The sequence below is a fragment of the Amycolatopsis albispora genome (assembly GCF_003312875.1).
Lineage (GTDB): Bacteria > Actinomycetota > Actinomycetes > Mycobacteriales > Pseudonocardiaceae > Amycolatopsis > Amycolatopsis albispora.
This window is the reverse complement of the sequence record NZ_CP015163.1, coordinates 8,377,935-8,398,220: the sequence shown is the minus strand read 5'-3', so window position 1 is coordinate 8,398,220 and position 20,286 is coordinate 8,377,935. Positions and strand designations below refer to the sequence as shown.

Here is a 20,286-nt window from a genome sequence, read left to right as displayed (position 1 = left end):
CAGCCCGTTCGAAGCACCGTCCTGGTTCACCGCGCTGCCACGCACGACGGCGAGGATCGGGTGTCCGTTGCGCTGCGCGTCGGACAGCCGCTCCAGCACCAGCAGACCGGCGCCTTCGGACCAGCCCACGCCGTCAGCCGAGTCGGAGAACGCCTTGCACCGGCCGTCCTCCGAAAGCCCGCGCTGCCGCGAGAATTCGACCAGCGCCGAGGGCGTGGACATGACCGTCACGCCACCGGCGAGCGCCAGCGAGCATTCACCCGACCGCAGTGCCTGCGCCGCCAGGTGCAGTGCGACCAGCGAAGACGAGCACGCGGTGTCCACGGTGACCGCCGGGCCTTCGAAGCCAAAGGTGTAGGACAGCCGCCCGGAAACCACGCTCGGTGAGGTGCCGGTGCCCTGGTGCCCTTCGAAGTCACCGCCGTGCAGGATCGACGAGTAGTCGTTGTACATCACCCCGGCGAACACGCCGGTCTGGCTGCCCTTGAGCGACAGCGGATCGATGCCGGCGCGCTCGATGGCCTCCCACGAGGTCTCCAGCAGCAGGCGCTGCTGCGCGTCGGTGGCCGTCGCCTCGCGGGGGCTCATCCCGAAGAAGGCCGGGTCGAACTCGCCGGCGTTGTGCAGGAAACCGCCGGAGCGGGTGTACGCGGTGCCGGGGTGGTCGGGGTCCGGGTGGTACAGCGCGTCCAGGTCCCAGCCGCGGTTGGCGGGGAAGCCGCTGATCGCGTCGGTGCCGTCGAGCACCAGCTGCCACAGCTCTTCCGGCGTGGTGACCCCGCCGGGGAAGCGGCAGGCCATGCCGACGATCACGATCGGATCGTCGGAGACCACCTTGGTGACCTGCTCGGGAACCACCACTTCGGCGTCGAACAGCTCGTCGCGGACGTGCTCGGCCAGCACCACCGGGGTCGGGTAGTCGTAGACCATGGTGGACGGCAGGCGCAGCCCGGTCGCGCCGCCGAGGCGGTTGCGCAGTTCGACCGCGGTCAGCGAGTCGAAGCCGAGCGACTGGAACGTCTGCTCCCGATCGACCGCCTCGGCCCCGGCGTGCCCGAGCACGGCCGCGACCTCGGTCCGGACCAGATCGACCAGCAGTTCGGTGCGCTCGTGCTCCGGCAGCGCGGAAAGCCGCTGCACCAGCGAGGAAGCCGTCTCGGTGCCGGAGACCGACCGCCGCGAACGCGTGCGGATGAGCCCGCGCAGCACCGACGGGATCCGGCCGAGCGACCGCAGCGTGGCCAGGTCCAGCCGCAGCGGCACCACCACCGGGTCCCCTGTGGACAGTGCGGCGTCGAACAGCGCCACCCCGTCGGAAACGGTCAGCGGCGGCATCCCGGTGCGTGCCATGCGTTCGGCGTCCGAGGCGACCAGCATGCCGGTGCCCGCCCAGGCACCCCACGGCAGCGAGACCGCGGGCAGCCCCTCGGCGCGGCGGCGCTCGGCCAGCGCGTCCAGGAAGGTGTTGGCGGCGGCGTAGTTGCCCTGCCCGGCGTTGCCGAAGATCCCGGCCACCGAGGAGAACAGCACAAAGGCGCTCAGGTCGCGGTCGCGGGTCAGCTCGTGCAGGTTGAGCGCGGCGTCCACCTTGGGGCGGAAGACAAAGTCCATGCGCTCGGCGGACAGCGAGCCGAGCACCCCGTCGTCGAGCACGCCGGCGGTGTGGATCACGGCATCGACCGGGTGCTCGTCGAACACCGCGGCGAGCGCGTCCCGATCGGCCACGTCGCAGGCGACCAGCCGGACCTCGGCTCCGCGTTCGGTGAGGTCCTCGACCAGGTCGTCGGCACCCTCGGCGTCGTGGCCGCGACGGCTGACCAGCAGCAGGTTCCGCACGCCGTGCTCGGACACCAGGTGCCGCGCGAGCACCCCGCCGAGCCCGCCGGTGCCGCCGGTGATCATCACCAGGCCGTCCGGGTTCCACTCGAACCGGTCCTCCGGCGCGGGCACGCGGGCGATGCGCGGGGCCAGCACGGCCCCGGCACGCACCGCGACCTGCGGTTCGTCGCTGCCGAGCGCCTGGGTGGCTGCCGAGTCGGCATCGAGATCGACCAGGCCGAAGCGGCCCGGGTTCTCCGACTGCGCCACGCGGACCAGGCCCCACACCGCAGCGGGCGCCAGGTCCGGCACGTCACCCTCGGCCGCGGCCACCGCACCACGGGTGACAAAAACCAGCCGGGAATCGGCGAACCGCTCGTCGGCCAGCCAGTCCTGGAGCAGGCCGAGTGCCCGGCCGGTGACCGCCCGCGCGTCGTCCCCGCCGACCGGGGCGAGAACCACCTCGGGAACTTCTTCCAGCGCACCGAGTTCGCCGGTCAGTTCCACAGTGGACGGTACTTCGCCCGAAGCGGGAACCGGGGTCCACGTCAGCTTGAACAGCGAATCCTGCTCGATGCTCCGCTCGGCCAGCTGCTCGGTGGACACGGCGCGCACGATCAGCGATTCGATCGACGCGACCGGCTGCCCGGCGGTGTCGGCCACCGCGATCGACACGGCCTCGCCGTCCCGCTTGAGCCACACCCGCAGCTTCGACGCGCCGCTGGCGTGCAGCGACACGCCTTCCCACGAGAACGGCAGGCCGGCACCGCCGTCACCGGAGGCGGCGAGCAGCGAGGCGTGCAGCGTCGCGTCCAGCAGCGCCGGGTGGAGGCCGAAGGTGCCCGGCTCCACGTCCTCGGGCAGCGCGACCTCGGCAAACAGCTCGTCGCCGCGCTGCCAGACGGCTTCGAGGCCCTGGAACACCGGGCCGTAGTCGAACCCGGCTTCGGCGAACCTGTCGTAGCACCCGGCCACTTCGAGCGCTTCGGCGTCGGCGGGCGGCCAGGCCGTGGCGTCGAACCGCGCGGTGTGCTCGCCGACGGCCAGCACACCGCTCGCGTGCTGGGTCCACGGCAGATCGACCGCGTCCTCGGGACGGCTGTGGATGCTGATGGTGCGGCGGTCGTGCTCGTCGGGCACACCGACGCGCAGCTGCACCTGCACCGCGCCGTCCTCGGGCAGCACCAGCGGCGCCGCCAGCGTCAGCTCCTCGACGCGGTCGCAGCCCAGCTCGTCCCCGGCACGCACGGCCAGCTCGACAAACGCGGTGCCCGGCAACAGGGTGCGGCCGAACACCACGTGATCGGCCAGCCACGGGTGCGACTTCAGCGACAGGCAGCTGGTGAACAACGCGCCCTCGTTGCCGGCGAGTTCGACCGACGCGCCGAGCAGCGGGTGCTCGACCGAAACCAGGCCGAGCCCGCTCGCGTCGCCCGGCCGGATGACCACCTTCGGCCAGAAGCGCCCGCGCTGGAACGCGTAGGTCGGCAGGTCGACGGTCCGGGCTCCGGTCCCGGCGAAGAACGCCTGCCAGTCCACGCGTGTGCCGTTGACGTGCAGCTTCGCCAGCGCGGTGACGATGGCGGCTTCCTCACCACGATCCTTGCGCAGGGCCGGAATCGCCACCTCAGCCACTTCGGCGGCCATCGCCGACAACGTGCCGTCCGGCCCGATCTCCAGATACGCCACATCGTCCGCGAGGTTGTCGGCAAACCGCACGGTCTCCCGCACATGCCGCACCCAATACTCCGGTGACGTCACCTCACCCGGCATCGGAATACGCGGCTCACTGAACGTCAGCCCTTCAATCGCCGCACGGAACTCGTCCAGCATCGGATCCATCAACGGCGAATGGAACGCATGGCTGACCTTCAGCCGCGACGTCTTCTCAAACCCAGCCGCAACCTCCAACACCGCGGCTTCCTCACCCGCGATCACCACCGACGACGGCCCATTCACCGCCGCAATCGAAACGCCCTCACGCAACGGAACCTCGGCTTCGGCGGCCTTGATCGCCACCATGGCGCCACCGGTCGGAAGCGCCTGCATCAACCGAGCCCGAGCGCTGATCAGCGTGCAGGCATCCTCCAGTGACAGCACGCCAGCCACATGCGCCGCCGCCACCTCACCAATCGAATGCCCCGCCAACGACTGCGGCCGCACACCCCACGACTCCACCAGCCGATACAACGCCACTTCCAGCGCGAACAACGCAGGCTGAGCATTCCCGGTCTGGTTCAACGCCTCCTGATCGTCACCCCACATGACCTCGCGAACATCGAGATACTCAAACACCTCGTCCAAAGCCTCGGCGAACACCGGGAACCGCTCATACAACTCACGACCCATCCCAATCCGCTGCGAACCCTGCCCCGCGAACACCATCCGCAACGGACGCTCGACAGCAGTCCCCCGTGCCACCTCGGCACCATCCACCAAAACTGCGCGGTGCTCGAACAACGCCCGCGAAGTCAGCGAGTAACCGACATCCAGCGGCGACTCCTCCACCGCCCGAATCCGCTCGATCTGCGCGTCCAGCGCGCCTTCCGTGCGCGCGGACAGCAGCCACGGCACCAAGGTCGGCTCGTCCCGGCGCTCCGGCACCACCACGGCGGGCGGCTGCTCCAGGATCACGTGCGCATTCGTGCCACTGAACCCGAACGACGACACCGCGGCCCGGCGCGGACGGCCCGCGTCCGGCCATTCGGCGGGCGAGGTGAGCAGGTCGATCGAACCGGCCTCCCAGTCCACATGGGACGAAGGCGTGTCCGCGTGCAGGGTCGGCGGCAGCACCCCGTGCTGCATCGACAGCACCATCTTGATCACCCCGGCGACGCCAGCCGCGGCCTGCGTGTGGCCCATGTTCGACTTGATCGAACCGACCAGCAGCGGCCGTTCGCGGTCCTGCCCATACGTCGCCAGCAGGGCCTGCGCCTCGATCGGGTCACCCAGCGTCGTCCCGGTCCCGTGTGCCTCCACCGCGTCCACATCCGAAGTGGACAGTCCGGCCGAAGCCAGCGCCTGCCGGATCACCCGCTGCTGCGAAGGACCATTCGGCGCCGTCAACCCGTTCGAAGCACCATCCTGGTTCACCGCGCTGCCGCGAACCACGGCGAGCACACGGTGCCCGTTGCGCCGAGCGTCCGACAACCGCTCCAGCACCACCAGGCCGACGCCCTCGGACCAGCCCACACCATCGGCGTGGTCCGAGAACGCCTTGCACCGGCCATCGACCGCGAGACCACGTTGCCGGGAGAAGCCGATGAACGCACTCGGCGTGGACATCACCGTCACACCACCGGCCAGCGCCAGCGAACATTCGCCACTGCGCAGCGCCTGCATCGCCCAATGCATCGCCACCAGCGACGACGAGCAGGCCGTGTCCACGGTGACCGCCGGGCCCTCGAAGCCGAAGGTGTAGGAAACGCGGCCGGACACCACGCTCGAGGACGCACCGGTCCCCTGGTAGCCCTCGTTGTCGCCGCCACCGTCCAAAATGGAGACGTAGTCGTTGTACATGACGCCGGTGAACACGCCGGTCTGGCTGCCGCGCAGCGAGTGCGGGTCGATGCCCGCCCGCTCCAGCGCTTCCCACGAGCTTTCCAGCAGCAGGCGCTGCTGCGAGTCCGTGGCCAGCGCCTCACGCGGGCTCATCCCGAAGAACGCCGGGTCGAACTCGGCGGCGTCGTGCAGGAAGCCGCCTTCGCGCGTGTACGAGGTCCCGGGGTGGTCCGGGTCCGGGTCGAACAGGTTGTCCAGGTCCCAGCCGCGATCGGCCGGGAACTCGGTGATCGCGTCGGTGCCCTCGGACACCAGCCGCCACAGGTCCTCCGGGGTGGACACGCCGCCAGGGAACCGGCAGGACATGCCGACGATCACGATCGGATCGTCGGAAACCGCCCTGGTGACCTGGGCCGGGATCAGCGCCGCGTCCGCGCCGAGCAGTTCGTCGCGGAGGTGGTCGGCCAGGACGGCGGCGGTCGGGTAGTCGAAGATCAGCGTCGCGGGCAGCTTCAGCCCGGTCACCGCGCCGAGGCGGTTGCGCAGCTCGACCGCGGTCAGCGAGTCGAAGCCCAGGTCCTTGAACGGCCGCGCCGGATCGACCGCCGCGCCATCGACGTGGCCGAGCACCGCGGCCACCTGACCACGGACCAGGTCGAGCAGCAGTTCGGTGCGCTGCTCCTCGCCGACCGCGAGCAGGCGGCTGACCAGCGAAGCCGCCGTCTCCGAGCCCGCGACCGACCGGCGCGCCCTGGACCGGATCAGGCCACGCAGCAGCGGCGGGACCTCGGCCCGCGCCCGCAGCACCGGCAGGTCCAGGCGCACCGGCAGCACCAGCGCGCGGTCGCAGGCCAGCGCCGCGTCGAACAACACCACGCCGAGTTCCGGATCCACCGGCGGCATGCCGGACCGGGCGAGCCGGTCACCGTCCGCCCCGGCCAGCATGCCGGTCTCCGCCCAGGCGCCCCAGGCCAGCGAGACGGCGGGCAGGCCCTGGGCACGGCGGTGGTCGGCGAGCGCGTCGAGGAACGCGTTGGCCGCCGCGTAGTTCGCCTGCCCGGCCGCGCCGAAGACCCCGGCCGCCGAGGAGAACACCACAAACGCGGAGAGGTCGCCGGTCAGCTCGTGCAGGTTCCACGCGGCATCGACCTTCGGCCGCAGCACGGTGTCCAGGCGATCCGCGTCCAGCGAACCGACCACACCGTCGTCGAGCACCCCGGCCGCGTGGATCACGGCCTTCACCTCATGCTGCGCCAGCAACGCCGACAGCGCCTCACGGTCCGCGACATCACAAGCCGCGACCTGCACGTTCGCGTCCAAATCGGACACGTCCGCCTCACCACGGCGGCTGACCAGCAACAGGTTCCGCACGCCGTGCGCATCCACCAGGTGACGGGCGATCGCCCGGCCGAGACCACCGGTCCCGCCGGTGATCAGCACCAGCTCGTCCGGATCCCACGTGAACGAGTCCTGTGGCGTGGTCCGGACGATCCGCGGCACGAGCACCTGTCCGTCGCGGACCGCGACGCGCGGCTCGTCCACGCCGAGCGCTTCCGGCGTCGCCTCACCTTCGACCAGCCCGAACCTGCCGGGGTGCTCGGACTGCGCCGAGCGCACCAGCCCGGCGACCGCGGCGGTCGCCGGATCGGCGGGGTCGCGGAGCACGAAGACCAGGCGCGCGTCGGCGAACCGTTCCTCCGCAAGCCATTCCTGCAGCAGGGACAGCGCACGGGCAGTCGCGGTGTGGGTCGCGCCGACCACGTCACCGGACGGCTCGACCGGCGCCAGCACCACGTCCGACACATCCACAATGGACTCGAGCGCACCGTCCATGGTGGCCGTGGTCCGCTCGCCCGCGGTGGCGGTCGCCGGGGTCCACTCCACCGCGAACAGGGCGTCGCGCTCGGCGCGGTGCTGATCGAGCTGGTCCGCCTCGACCGCCCTGACCAGCAGCGATTCGATCGACGCGACCGGCTCGCCCGCGGTGTCGGCCACCGCGATGGCCAGCGCGTCCGTCCCGGCCGGGGTCAGCCGCACCCGCACGGCCGTCGCCCCGGTGGCGTGCAGCGACACGCCTTCCCACGAGAACGGCAGCCCGCCCTGGTCCAGCGGGCCGAACCCGGCCGCGTGCAGGGTGGCGTCGAGCAGCGCCGGGTGCAGGCCGAAGCCCTCGTGCGCGGTGTCCTCGGGCAGCGCGACCTCGGCGTAGGTGTGCTCGCCGTGCCGCCAGACCGCCTTGAGGCCCTGGAACACCGGGCCGTAGTCGAACCCGTTGTGGGCGAACTGCTGGTAGCAGCCGTCGATGTCCACCGGCTCGGCGCCCTGCGGCGGCCAGACGGTGGCGTCGAACTCGGCGCGCCGTTCACCGGTGGTCAGCAGGCCGGTGGCGTGCTGCGTCCACGGCAGGTCGACGGCGTCCTCGGGCCTGCTGTGCACGGTCAGCGTGCGGCGGCCGTGCTCGTCGGCGGCACCGACGCGCAGCCTCAGTTGCAGCGCTCCCGTTTCGGGCAGCACCAGTGGCGCGGCCAGGGTCAGCTCGTCTACGCGATCGCAGCCGAACTCGTCGCCGGCGCGCAACGCCAGTTCCACGAACGCGGTGCCGGGCAGCAGCACGCGGCCGTGAATGGTGTGGTCCTCCAGCCACGGGTGCGACCAGAGGGACAGCCTGCTGGTGAACACCACGTCGCCCTCGGCGAGTTCGACCGCGGCGCCGAGCAGCGGGTGGTCCACCGAACCGAGCCCGGCACCCCGCACGTCACCCGGCCCGCCGAGCGCCCGCGACGGCCAGAAGCGCTGGTGTTCGAAGGCGTAGGTCGGCAGTTCGACGTGCCGGGCCCCGGTCCCGGCGAAGAACCGCGCCCAATCGATGGTGATGCCGTTGACGTGCAGCTTCGCCAGCGCGGTGACGATGGCGGCTTCCTCGCCACGATCCTTGCGCAGCGCCGGAACCGCGACTTCGGCCACTTCGGCGGCCATCGCCGACAACGTGCCATCCGGCCCGATCTCCAGATAGGCCGCATCCGGGCTCAGGCTATCGGCAAACCGCACGGTCTCCCGCACATGCCGCACCCAATACTCCGGCGACGTCACCTCACCCGGCAGCGGAATGCTCGGCTCGTTGAACGTCAGGCCCTCAATCGCCGCACGGAACTCGTCCAGCATCGGATCCATCAACGGCGAATGGAACGCATGGCTGACCTTGAGCCGCGACGTCTTGTCGAAACCCTCGGCAATCGCCAAGACCGCGGCTTCCTCACCCGCGATGACCACCGACGACGGCCCGTTCACCGCGGCAATGGAAACACCCTCGGTCAGGGTGATCTCGTCCTCGGCGGCCTTGACCGCCACCATCGCGCCACCAGCCGGAAGCGCCTGCATCAACCGCGCACGAGCGGAAACCAGGGCACACGCGTCCTCAAGACTCAGCACCCCGGCCACATGCGCGGCGGCGATCTCCCCAATCGAGTGTCCAGCCAAGGACTGCGGCCGCACACCCCACGACTCCACCAGCCGGAACAACGCCACTTCCAGCGCGAACAACGCAGGCTGAGCATTCCCGGTCTGGTTCAACGCCTCCTGATCATCACCCCACATGACCTCGCGAACATCCAGGTGCTGGAACACCTCGTCCAACGCGGCCCTGAACACCGGGAAGCGCTCATACAACTCCCGGCCCATCCCAATCCGCTGACTGCCCTGCCCCGCGAACACCATCCGCAACGGACGCTCAACAGCAGTCCCCCGCGCAACCTCCGCACCATCAACCAACACCGCACGGTGCTCAAACAACGCCCGCGAAGTCAGCGAGTAACCGACATCCAGCGGCGACTCCTCCACCGCCCGAATCCGCTCGATCTGCGCGTCCAGGGCGGCGGCCGTCTTCGCTGAGACCGGCAGCGGCACCACGGCGGGCGAGACCGTCGGCTGCTCCAGTTCACGCAGCACCTGCGGCGGCTGCTCGAGGATCACGTGCGCGTTGGTCCCGCTGATGCCGAACGACGACACCCCGGCCCGGCGCAACCGGCCCGCCTCGGGCCACTCCGTCGGCGAGGTCAGCAGCTCGACCGAACCGGCTTCCCAGTCCACATGGGACGAAGGCGCATCGACGTGCAGCGTCGGCGGCAACACCCCGTGCCGCATGGCCATGACCATCTTGATCACCCCGGCAACCCCCGCCGCCGCCTGGGTGTGCCCGAAGTTCGACTTGATCGAGCCCAGCAGCAACGGCCGGTCGCGGTCCTGGCCATAGGTGGCGAGCAGGGCCTGCGCCTCGATCGGGTCACCCAGCGTGGTACCGGTCCCGTGCGCCTCCACCGCATCGATGTCCGTTGTGGACAGACCAGCCGAGGCCAGTGCCTGCCGGATCACCCGCTGCTGCGAAGGACCATTAGGCGCCGTCAACCCATTCGACGCACCATCCTGGTTCACCGCCGAACCACGCATGACCGCGAGAATCGGGTGCCCGTTGCGCCGCGCGTCCGAAAGCCGCTCCAGCACCAGCACACCGACGCCCTCGGAGAACCCGGCGCCGTCCGCCGAATCCGAGAACGCCTTGCACCGCCCGTCCGCGGAAAGGCCGCGCTGCCGGGAAAGTTCGACCAGCGTGCCCGGCGTGGCCATCACGGTCACGCCACCGGCCAGCGCCAGCGAGCACTCCCCGCCACGCAGCGCCTGCGCGGCCAGGTGCATGGCCACCAGCGAAGACGAGCAGGCCGTGTCCACGGTGACCGCCGGGCCTTCGAAGCCGAAGGTGTAGGACAGCCGCCCGGACACCACGCTCGGCGACGCCCCGGTGCCCTGGTAGCCCTCGAACCCGTCACCGTCGATGATCGACGAGTAGTCGTTGTACATCACGCCCGCGAACACACCGGTCTCGCTGCCCTTGAGCGACAGCGGATCGATACCCGCGCGCTCGATGGCCTCCCACGAGGTCTCCAGGAGCAGGCGCTGCTGCGCGTCAGTGGCCAGTGCCTCACGCGGGCTCATCCCGAAGAACGCCGGATCGAACTCGGCCGCGTCGTGCAGGAAGCCGCCGGAGCGCGTGTACGAGGTGCCGGGATTGTCGGGGTCCTCGTGGAACAGCCGGTCGAGGTCCCAGCCGCGGTCGGCCGGGAAACCGGTGATCGCGTCGGTGCCGTCGAGCACCAGCCGCCACAGCTCGTCAGGGGTGCCGACCCCACCGGGGAACCGGCAGCCCATGCCGACGATCACGATCGGGTCGTCGGAAACCGCCCTGGTCACCTGGCGCGGGATCACCGCGGCCGCGTCGAACAGCTCGTCACGCAGGTAACCGGCCAGCGCGGCGGTGGTCGGGTAGTCGAAGATCAGCGTGGACGGCAGGCGCAGCCCGGTGGCCGAGGTCAGGCGGTTGCGCAGTTCGACCGCGGTCAGCGAGTCGAAGCCCATGCCCTGGAACGCCTGCTCGGCGTCGACCGACTCCGGCCCGGCGTGCCCGAGCACCATGGCGACCTGGCCGCGCACGAGGTCCAGCAGCGCTTCGACGCGCTCGGCCTCGCCCAGTGCGGACAGCCGCTGCACCAGCGTGACGGCCGTTTCCGCACCGGCGACCGAGCGGCGGGCCCTGGTCCGGATCAGGCCACGCAGCAACGGCCGGACCTCACCCTGCGCCCGCAGCACCGGCAGGTCCAGGCGCATCGGCAGCACCGCGGCCTCCCCCGAGCCGAGCGCGAAGTCGAACAACCGCAGGCCTTCTTCGTCCGACAGCGGCGGCATGCCGCCACGCCCCAGCCGTTCGACGTCGGTACCGGCGAGCATGCCGCTCTCCGCCCAGGCGCCCCAGGCCAGCGAAACGGCGGGCAGCCCCTGGGCACGGCGGTGCTCGGCGAGCGCGTCGAGGAAGGCGTTCGCGGCCGCGTAGTTGCCCTGGCCCGGCGTGCCGAACACGCCCGCGCCGGAGGAGAACAGCACAAACGCGTCCAGGTCGCCGGTCAGCTCGTGCAGGTTCCAGGCAGCATCGATCTTGGGCCGGAGCACGGTGTCCAGCCGGTCGGCGTCGAGGGAGTCGATCACTCCGTCGTCGAGCACCCCGGCCGCGTGGATCACGGCCTTCACGTCGTGCTGCGCCAGCAGTTCCGACAACGCCTCACGGTCGGCCACGTCACACGCGGCGACCTGCACTTTAGCGTCCAAATCGGACACATCCGCCTCACCACGGCGGCTGACCAGCAACAGGTTCCGCACCCCGTGCTCGGACACCAGATGACGGGCAACGGCACGGCCGAGACCACCGGTCCCGCCGGTGATCAACACCAGGCCGTCCGGGTCCCAGCTCGCCCGCTCGCGGGTTTCCACCCGGGCGAGCCGCGCGGCCTTCACCACGCCGTCCCGCACGATGAGCTGCGGTTCGTCGACGCCGAGCGCCGGCGCCGGGTCACCGTCGGTGTCCACCAGGCCGAAGCGACCGGGGTGCTCGGACTGCGCCGAGCGGACCAGGCCGTGCACGGCCCTGGCCGCCAGATCCGTGTTCCTGGTGACAAAAACGAGCCGCCCGGTGCGCTCCTCGGCAAGCCACCGCTGCATCGCGGCGAGCACTTCGGCGGTCGCCGCGTGCGCGGCCGCCACCACTTCACCGGCGGCCTCGACGTGGTGCACCTCGTACTCGCCCACAGTGGACGCGTTCACCGGCACCCAGTCCACGCGGAACAACGCGTCGCGGTCGGCGTCCGGTTCCTCCACGGAAACCGCGCGAACGACCAGCGAGCCGATCGAGGCCACCGGCGCACCGGCGGCGTCGGCCACGGCGATCGACACGGTGTCCTCGCCGGTCGCGGTGATCCGCACGCGAATCGTGGTGGCGCCGGTGGCGTGCAGCGACACGCCTTCCCACGAGAACGGCAGGCCACCCCGGCTGATCACGCCGAGGTCGGCGAACCCGACCGCGTGCAGGCCCGCGTCCAGCAACGCCGGGTGCAGGCCGAAGTTGGCGTTGTCGGCACCGTCCGGAAGGGACACTTCGGCGAAGAGCTGGTCACCGGACCGCCAGACGCCGCGCAGCCCCTGGAACGTCGGGCCGTAGTCGAAGCCGTCGGCGGCGAACCGGTCGTACGCACCGGCGATGTCGATCGGCTCGGCGCCGGCGGGTGGCCAGGCGGCGGCGAACTCCCCGAAGTCCGCCTGCTGCTGACCGGTACCGAGCACACCGGTCGCGTGCTGCGCCCACGGCGAGTCCACGTCGGCACGCGAGTGGATGGCAACGGTCCGGCGCCCCGTTCCGTCGTCCTCACCGACCCTGACCTGCAGCTGCACCGAGCCCAGCTCGGGCAGCACCAGCGGGGCGGCCAGGGTCAGGTCGTCGATGCGGTCGCAGCCGACCTCGTCGCCCGCGCGCAGCGCCAGCTCGACGTAGGCGGTGCCGGGCAGCAGCACCCGGCCCAGCACCGTGTGGTCGGCCAGCCACGGGTGCGTCCGCAGCGAAAGGCGGCTGGTGAACACGCTCTCGCCGTCCGCGAGTTCGACCGCCGCGCCGAGCAGCGGGTGTTCCACGGACACCAGGCCGAGCCCGGCCGCGTCGCCGGGGCGGACCACCACCGGCGGCCAGTACCAGCGGTTCTGGAAGGCGTAGGTGGGCAGGTCGATGCGCTGGGCGCCGGTGCCGTCGAAGAACCGCGGCCAGTCGACGGTGATGCCGTTGACGTGCAGTTGCGCCAGCGCGGTGGCAAAGGCGGTCTCTTCGTCCCGGTCCTTGCGCAGCGCCGGGACCGCGACCTCGGCCACTTCGGCGGCCATCGCGGAAAGCGTGCTGTCCGGCCCGAGTTCGAGGTAGGCGGTGGCCGGGTCGAGATTGTCGACAAATCGCACGGTCTCCCGCACGTGCCGGACCCAGTACTCCGGCGAGGTCACCTCACCGGGCAGCGGAATGCTCGGCTCGTTGAACGTCAGCCCTTCGATGGCCGCGCGGAAGTCTTCCAGCATCGGGTCCATCAGCGGCGAGTGGAACGCGTGGCTCACCTTCAGCCGCGAAGTCTTCTCAAACCCAGCCGCAATCTCCAGCACCGCGGCTTCCTCACCCGCGATCACCACCGACGACGGCCCATTCACCGCCGCAATCGACACACCCTCACGCAACGGAATCTCGGCTTCAGTGGCCTTGATCGCCACCATGGCGCCACCGGTCGGAAGCGCCTGCATCAACTGAGCCCGAGCACTGATCAGCGTGCAGGCATCCGCCAGGCTGAGCACCCCGGCCACGTGCGCGGCCGCGATCTCACCGATCGAGTGGCCCGCCAGCGACTGCGGCTTCACCCCCAGCGACTCGACCAGCCGGTACAACGCCACTTCCAGCGCGAAGAGCGCGGGCTGCGCGTTGCCGGTCTGGTTCAGCGCGTCAGCGTCCTCGCCCCACATGACGTCGCGGACGTCCAGATGCGCGAAGACCTCGTCCAAAGCGGACTTGAAAACCGGGTACCGGTCGTACAGCTCACGGCCCATGCCCAGCCGCTGGCTGCCCTGCCCGGCGAAGACGATCCGAAGTGGACGTTCGGCGGCAGTGCCACGCGCTACCTCGGTGCCGTCGATCAGCACCGCCCGGTGGTCGAAAGTGGTCCGGCCGGTCAGCGAGTAACCGACGTCCAGCGCCGGGGCGTCGAAGGCACGGATGCGCTCGACCTGGCCGTCCAACGCGGCAGCCGTCTTCGCCGAAACCGCCAGCGGCACGGCTTTCGGCACCACCAGCGGCTCGATGAGCTTGGGCGCCACCGGTTCCGCCTGCTCCAGCACCACGTGCGCGTTGGTGCCGCTGACCCCGAACGAGGACACCGCGGCCCGGCGCGGGCGGCCCGAGTCCGGCCATTCGGCGGGCGAGGTGAGCAGGTCCACCGAACCGGCTTCCCAGTCCACATGCGACGACGGCGCATCGACGTGCAAGGTCTGCGGCAACTGGCCGTGCCGCATGGCCATCACCATCTTGATCACACCGGCGACCCCCGCCGCCGCCTGCGTGTGCCCGATGTTCGACTTGATCGAGCCCAGCAGTAGCGGGGTTTCGCGGTCACGGCCGTAGGTCGCCAGCAGTGCCTGAGCCTCGATCGGGTCACCCAGCGTGGTCCCGGTCCCGTGTGCCTCCACCGCGTCCACGTCCGAAGTGGACAGGCCAGCCGAGGCCAGCGCCTGCCGGATCACGCGTTGCTGCGACGGACCATTCGGCGCGGTCAGGCCGTTGGACGCGCCGTCCTGGTTGATCGCCGAGCCACGCACGGTGGCGAGCACGGTGTGCCCGTTGCGCTTCGCGTCGGACAGCCGCTCCAGCACCAGCAGGCCGACACCTTCCGACCAGCCCACACCGTCGGCGGCGTCGGCGAACGACTTGCACCGGCCGTCCTGCGCGAGGCCGCGCTGGCGGGAGAAGGCGATGAACGACCCCGGGGTGGCCATCACGGTCACCCCGCCGGCGAGCGCGAGCGTGCACTCACCGGCCCGCAGTGATTGCGCCGCCAGGTGCAACGCGACCAAAGAGGACGAACACGCCGTGTCCACGGTGACCGCCGGGCCCTCCAGCCCGAGCGAGTAGGCGACCCGGCCGGACAGCACGCTGCCCGCGGTGCCGGTGCCCTGGTAGCCCTCGAAGGCCTCGTCGTCGATCAGCGTGCTGTAGTCGCTGGACATCACCCCGGCGAACACACCGGTCTGACTGCCCTTGAGCGTCGCCGGATCGATCCCGGCGCGCTCGATCGCCTCCCACGCGGTGGTGAGCAGGAGCCGCTGCTGCGCGTCGGTGGCCATCGCCTCGCGCGGGCTCATCTCGAAGAACTCGGGGTCGAATTCACCCGCGCCGCGCAGGAAACCGCCGTTGCGGGTGTACGAGGTGCCGAAGTGATCGGGGTCGGAGTTGTAGAGCGTGTCGAGATCCCAGCCGCGATCGGCAGGGAACTCGGAGATGGCGTCGGTGCCGCCGAGCACCAGGTTCCACAGGTCCTCCGGCGAGTCGACCCCGCCCGGGTAGTGGCACCCCATGCCGACGATCACGATCGGGTCGTCGATGCTATGAATGTGGCTTTCATTGCGGATTTCGCTAGGAAAGCCACTTTCATTGCACAACAGCTCGTCGGCCAGATAGGCGGCCAGTGCCGCGGTGTTCGGGTAGTCGAAGATCAGCGTGGACGGCAGGCGCAGCCCGGTCGCCGTGCCGAGGCGGTTGCGCAGTTCGACGGCGGTCAGCGAGTCGAAGCCCAGGTTCTGGAAGGCCTGCGCCGGGTCCACCGACTCCGCGCCCAGGTGCCCGAGCACCGCCGCCACCTGGCCGCGCACCAGATCGACCAGTGCCTCCGTGCGCTCGGCCTCACCCAGCGCGGACAGCCGCTGCACCAGCGAGGCCGCCGTCTCCGAACCAGCCGACGCCCGCCGCGCGCGAGTCCGGATCAAGCCACGCAGCAGCGGCGGGATCTCCGCCTGTCCGCGCAGGACCGGCAGGTCGAGCCGGACCGGCAGCACAGCCGCCTCCGGCCCGGCGAGCGCGGCGTCGAACAACTCGACACCCTGCTGGATCGACAACGGCGGCATGCCGGAGTCGGCGATCTTCCGCAGCTCCGCCTCGGACAGCCCGCCGGTGAGCCCGATCGACGGGTCCCAGGCGCCCCAGGCCAGCGAGACCGCGGGCAGTCCGGCCGCGCGCCGGTGGGCCGCGAGTGCGTCGAGGAAAGCGTTTGCGGCCGCGTAGTTGCCCTGGCCGGGCGTGCCGAAGGTGCCCGCGGCCGAGGAGTACAGCACGAACGCGTCCAGGTCGCCGGTCAGCTCGTGCAGGTTCCACGCGGCATCGACCTTCGGCCGCAGCACGGTGTCCAGGCGATCCGCGTCCAGCGAACCGATCACCCCGTCGTCGAGCACGCCGGCGGTGTGGATCACCGCCTTCACGTCGTGCTCGGCCAGCAGCGCCGACAACGCCTCCCGGTCCGCGACATCACACGCGGCGACCCGCACGTTCGCGTCGATGTCCGACACGTCGGCCACCCCGCGGCGGCTGACCAGCAGCAGGTTCCGCACCCCGTGCTCATCGACCAGGTGACGCGCGAGCACGCCGCCGAGCCCGCCCGTGCCGCCGGTGATCAGGACCAGGCCGTCGGGGTCCCAGCTCGCGGGCTCGCCGGCTTCCGCCCGCGCCACACGTGCCGCGAGCACCTTGCCCTCGCGCACGGTGACCTGCGGTTCCTCGGACGCAAGCGCTTGCGCCACCGACGCGCCGGGCTCCAGGTCGACCAGTCCGAAGCGGCCCGGGTTCTCCGACTGCGCCGAGCGCACCAGCCCCCAGACCGCCGACGCCACCAGGCCGAGGCCCTCGGTGACAAACACCAGCCGCGAACCGGCGAACCGCTCGTCACGCAGCCACTCCTGCAGCACGCCCAGCACCCGCGCGGTCACCTCGTGCACGGAGGCCACGATGTCGTCCGACCCGGCCTCGACGCGGTACACCACAACCGGCGGCACGTCCACAATGGACGCGAGATCGGTGTGCTCGGTGAACTCCGGCTCGGCTCCGGTCCGCACCGGCACCCAGTCGAGGCGGAACAGCGAGTTGGCCGCGTTCGAGCCGCCGACCTCGGTAGCCGACCGCGCGAGCAGCCCTTCGACCGAAGCGACCGGGCCACCGGCGGTGTCGGCGACCTCGATCGCCACCATTTCGCCCGCACCACGCGAAAGCCGGACCCGCAACGCGGTCGCGCCGGTGGCGTGCAACGACACGCCCTCCCAGGAGAACGGCAGCCCGCCCCGGCTGACCTCGCCGAGATCGGCGAACCCCGCGGCGTGCAGGCTCGCGTCGAGCAGCGCCGGGTGCAGCACAAAGCGGCCCGCGTCCTGCTCGGCCGACTCCGGCAACGCGACCTCGGCGAACACCACGTCGTCGCCCTGCTTCCACGCGGCCTTGAGGCCCTGGAAGGTCGGACCGTGGTGGAAGCCCAGCTCGGCGAACCGCTCGTAGTGGCCGGTCACGTCCACGGGCTCCGCGCCGGCGGGCGGCCAGGCGGTGAAGTCGAACGCGGGCGGCTGCGCGCCTTCGGCCAGGAAACCGGTGGCGTGCGTGGTCCACGGCAGGTCGTCGGCCCGCGAGTACACCGCGACCGACCGGCGGCCCTGCTCGTCGGGCGCCCCGAGGTGCACCTGGAGTTGCAGCGCGCTGTCTTCGGGAATGACCAGTGGCGCGGCCAAGGTCAGCTCGTCGATCCGGTCGAGGCCCAGGTCCTCACCGGCCCGCAACGCCAGCTCGACGAACGCCGTTCCGGGCAGCAGCACGCGGCCGCGCACGTTGTGGTCGGCCAGCCACGGGTGGGTGTGCAGCGACAATCGGCTGGTAAACAGCAGTCCTTCCCCGGCGGCAAGGTCAACGGTCGCGCCGAGCACGGGGTGCTCGACCGCGCCGAGCCCGGCGGCACGCACGTCACCGGCCGTGCGGGCGGCCGCGGCCCAGTACCGCTGGCGCTGGAAGGCGTAGGTGGGCAGGTCGATCTTGCGGGCGCCGGTGCGCGCGAACAGCGGCGCCCAGTCGATGGAAACCCCGCTGACGTGCAGTTTCGCCAGCGCGGCAACCGCGGCCGACTCCTCGGCGCGGTCCTTGCGCAGCAGCGGCACGGCCACCGCTTCGACGCTCTCCTGCGTCATCGCGGACAGCACGCCGTCCGGGCCCAGCTCCAGGAACGCGGTCACGTCCTGGTCGGCGAGGCGTCGTACGACGTCGGCGAACCGCACGGTGTCGCGCACGTGGTTCACCCAGTAGTCCACTGTGGTCACGTCGCCGGTGGTGACCAGCTGGAGCTGGGGCTCGTGGAAGGTCAGTCCCTGGATGGCCGCGCGGAAGTCGTCCAGCATCGGGTCCATCAGCGGCGAGTGGAACGCGTGGGAAACCTTGAGGCGCGAGGTCTTCTCGAAGCCCTCCGCGATGGCCAGCACTTCGGCTTCTTCACCCGCGATGACCACTGAAGACGGCCCGTTCACGGCCGCGATCGACACGCCTTCAGTCAGGGTGATCTCGTCCTCGGTGGCCTTGATCGCCACCATGGCACCACCGGTCGGCAGCGCCTGCATCAACCGCGCCCGAGCGCTGACCAGCGTGCAGGCATCCTCCAGGCTGAGCACCCCGGCCACGTGCGCGGCGGCGATCTCGCCGATGGAGTGCCCGGCCAGGTAGTCCGGCTTGATGCCGAACGACTCCACCAGCCGGAACAACGCCACCTCGACGGCGAACAACGCGGGCTGCGCGTTGCCGGTCTGGTTCAGCGCTTCGGCATCCTCGCCCCACATGACCTCGCGGACGTCGAGGTGCTCGAACACCTCGTCCAAAGCGGACTTGAACACCGGGAACCGGTCGTACAGCTCGCGGCCCATGCCGAGCCGCTGCGAACCCTGCCCGGAGAACAGGAACGCGGTCAGCCGGTCGGTGGCCGTGCCCCGGTCGAGTTCGGTGAAGCCGTCCACCAGCACCGCGCGGTGCTCGAACGCCGAGCGTGTCGTGGCCAGCGAAAGGCCGACATCCAGCGCGGAAGCACCGGATGAATCCACAAAGGACCGCAGCCGGTCGAGCTGCGCGTCCAGCGCTTCGGCACTGCGCCCGGAAACGAGCCACGGCACCACCGACGGCTCGACCTCAGCGGGTTCCGCCACCACCTCGGCGGCCGGCGCCTGCTCCAGGATGATGTGCGCGTTGGTCCCGCTCACCCCGAACGAGGACACCCCGGCGCGGCGCGGGTGCCCGGTCTCCGGCCACTCGCGGCGCTCGGTCAGCAACTCGACCGAACCGGCGTCCCACTCCACATTGGACGAAGGCGCGTCGATGTGCAGGCTCTTCGGCAGCACGGCGTGCTGGAGCGCCATGACCATCTTGATGATGCCCGCGACCCCGCCCGCGGCCTGCGGGTGCCCGAGGTTCGACTTGATCGAGCCGAGCAGCAGCGGCGTCTCGCGATCCTGCCCGTACGTGGCGAGCACGGCCTGCGCCTCGATCGGGTCACCCAGCACGGTCCCCGTGCCGTGCGCCTCGACAGCGTCCACATCGGACGGCTGCAGCCCGGCGTTCGCCAGCGCCGCCCGGATCACCCGCTGCTGCGACGGCCCGTTCGGCGCGGTCAGCCCGTTCGAAGCCCCGTCCTGGTTGACCGCGGAACCCAGCACCACGGCGAGGATCTTGCGCCCCTTGCGCTGTGCGTCCGAAAGCCGCTCCAGCGCCAGCACGCCGACACCCTCGGACCAGCCCGTGCCGTCGGCGGCCTCGGCGAACGACTTGCACCGGCCGTCGGCGGCGAGCCCGCCCTGCTGGGTGAAGGCGGCGAATCCGGTCGGCGTGGACATCACCATCACCCCACCGGCGAGCGCCAGGTCGCATTCACCCTGCCGCAGCGCCTGCACGGCCAGGTGCAGCGACACCAGCGACGACGAGCACGCGGTGTCCACGGTGACCGCGGGGCCTTCGAGGCCGGAGGTGTACGACACCCGGCCGGAGATCACGCTCGCCACCGAAGCGGTGGTGGTGAACGCGTCGCCCTCGCCGGACTTCGCGGTCAGGCTGCCGTAGTCCTGGCCGGTGGTGCCGAGGAACACGCCGGTCTGGCTGCCCCGCAGCGAAAGCGGGTCGATGCCCGCGCGCTCCAGCGACTCCCACGCGGTCTCCAGCACGAGCCGCTGCTGCGGGTCCATCGCCACCGCTTCACGCGGGGAGATGCCGAAGAAGCCCGCGTCGAAATCGGCCACATCGGACAGGAAGCCGCCTTCGAAGGTGGCGCTGCGCAGGGCTTCGACGTCCCAGCCGCGATCGAGCGGGAAGCCGCCGATCGCGTCGCGGCCCTCGTCGACCAGTTCCCACAGCTCTTCCGGGCTGGTGACCCCGCCCGGGTACCGGCACCCGATGCCGACGATGGCGATCGGCTCCACGGCGGACGCCACCAGCTGCTGGTTCTGCTTGCGGAGACGCTCGATCTCCTTCAAGGACGACCGCAGCGCCTCGACGTACTGGTTGGTGGAGTCGGTCAT

1 protein-coding gene (cut by a window edge) is annotated in these 20,286 nt (G+C 71.0%); it reads right to left on the bottom strand.

The genetic code is table 11. The annotated features are described in order from the left end of the window. Positions 1–20,286, bottom strand: partial view of a type I polyketide synthase gene (locus A4R43_RS39105; protein ID WP_113696686.1) — the 5' portion only. It extends 9,309 nt beyond the left edge of the window; only the first 20,286 of its 29,595 coding nucleotides appear in the window; the start codon lies at positions 20,284–20,286; its stop codon lies beyond the left edge, outside the window.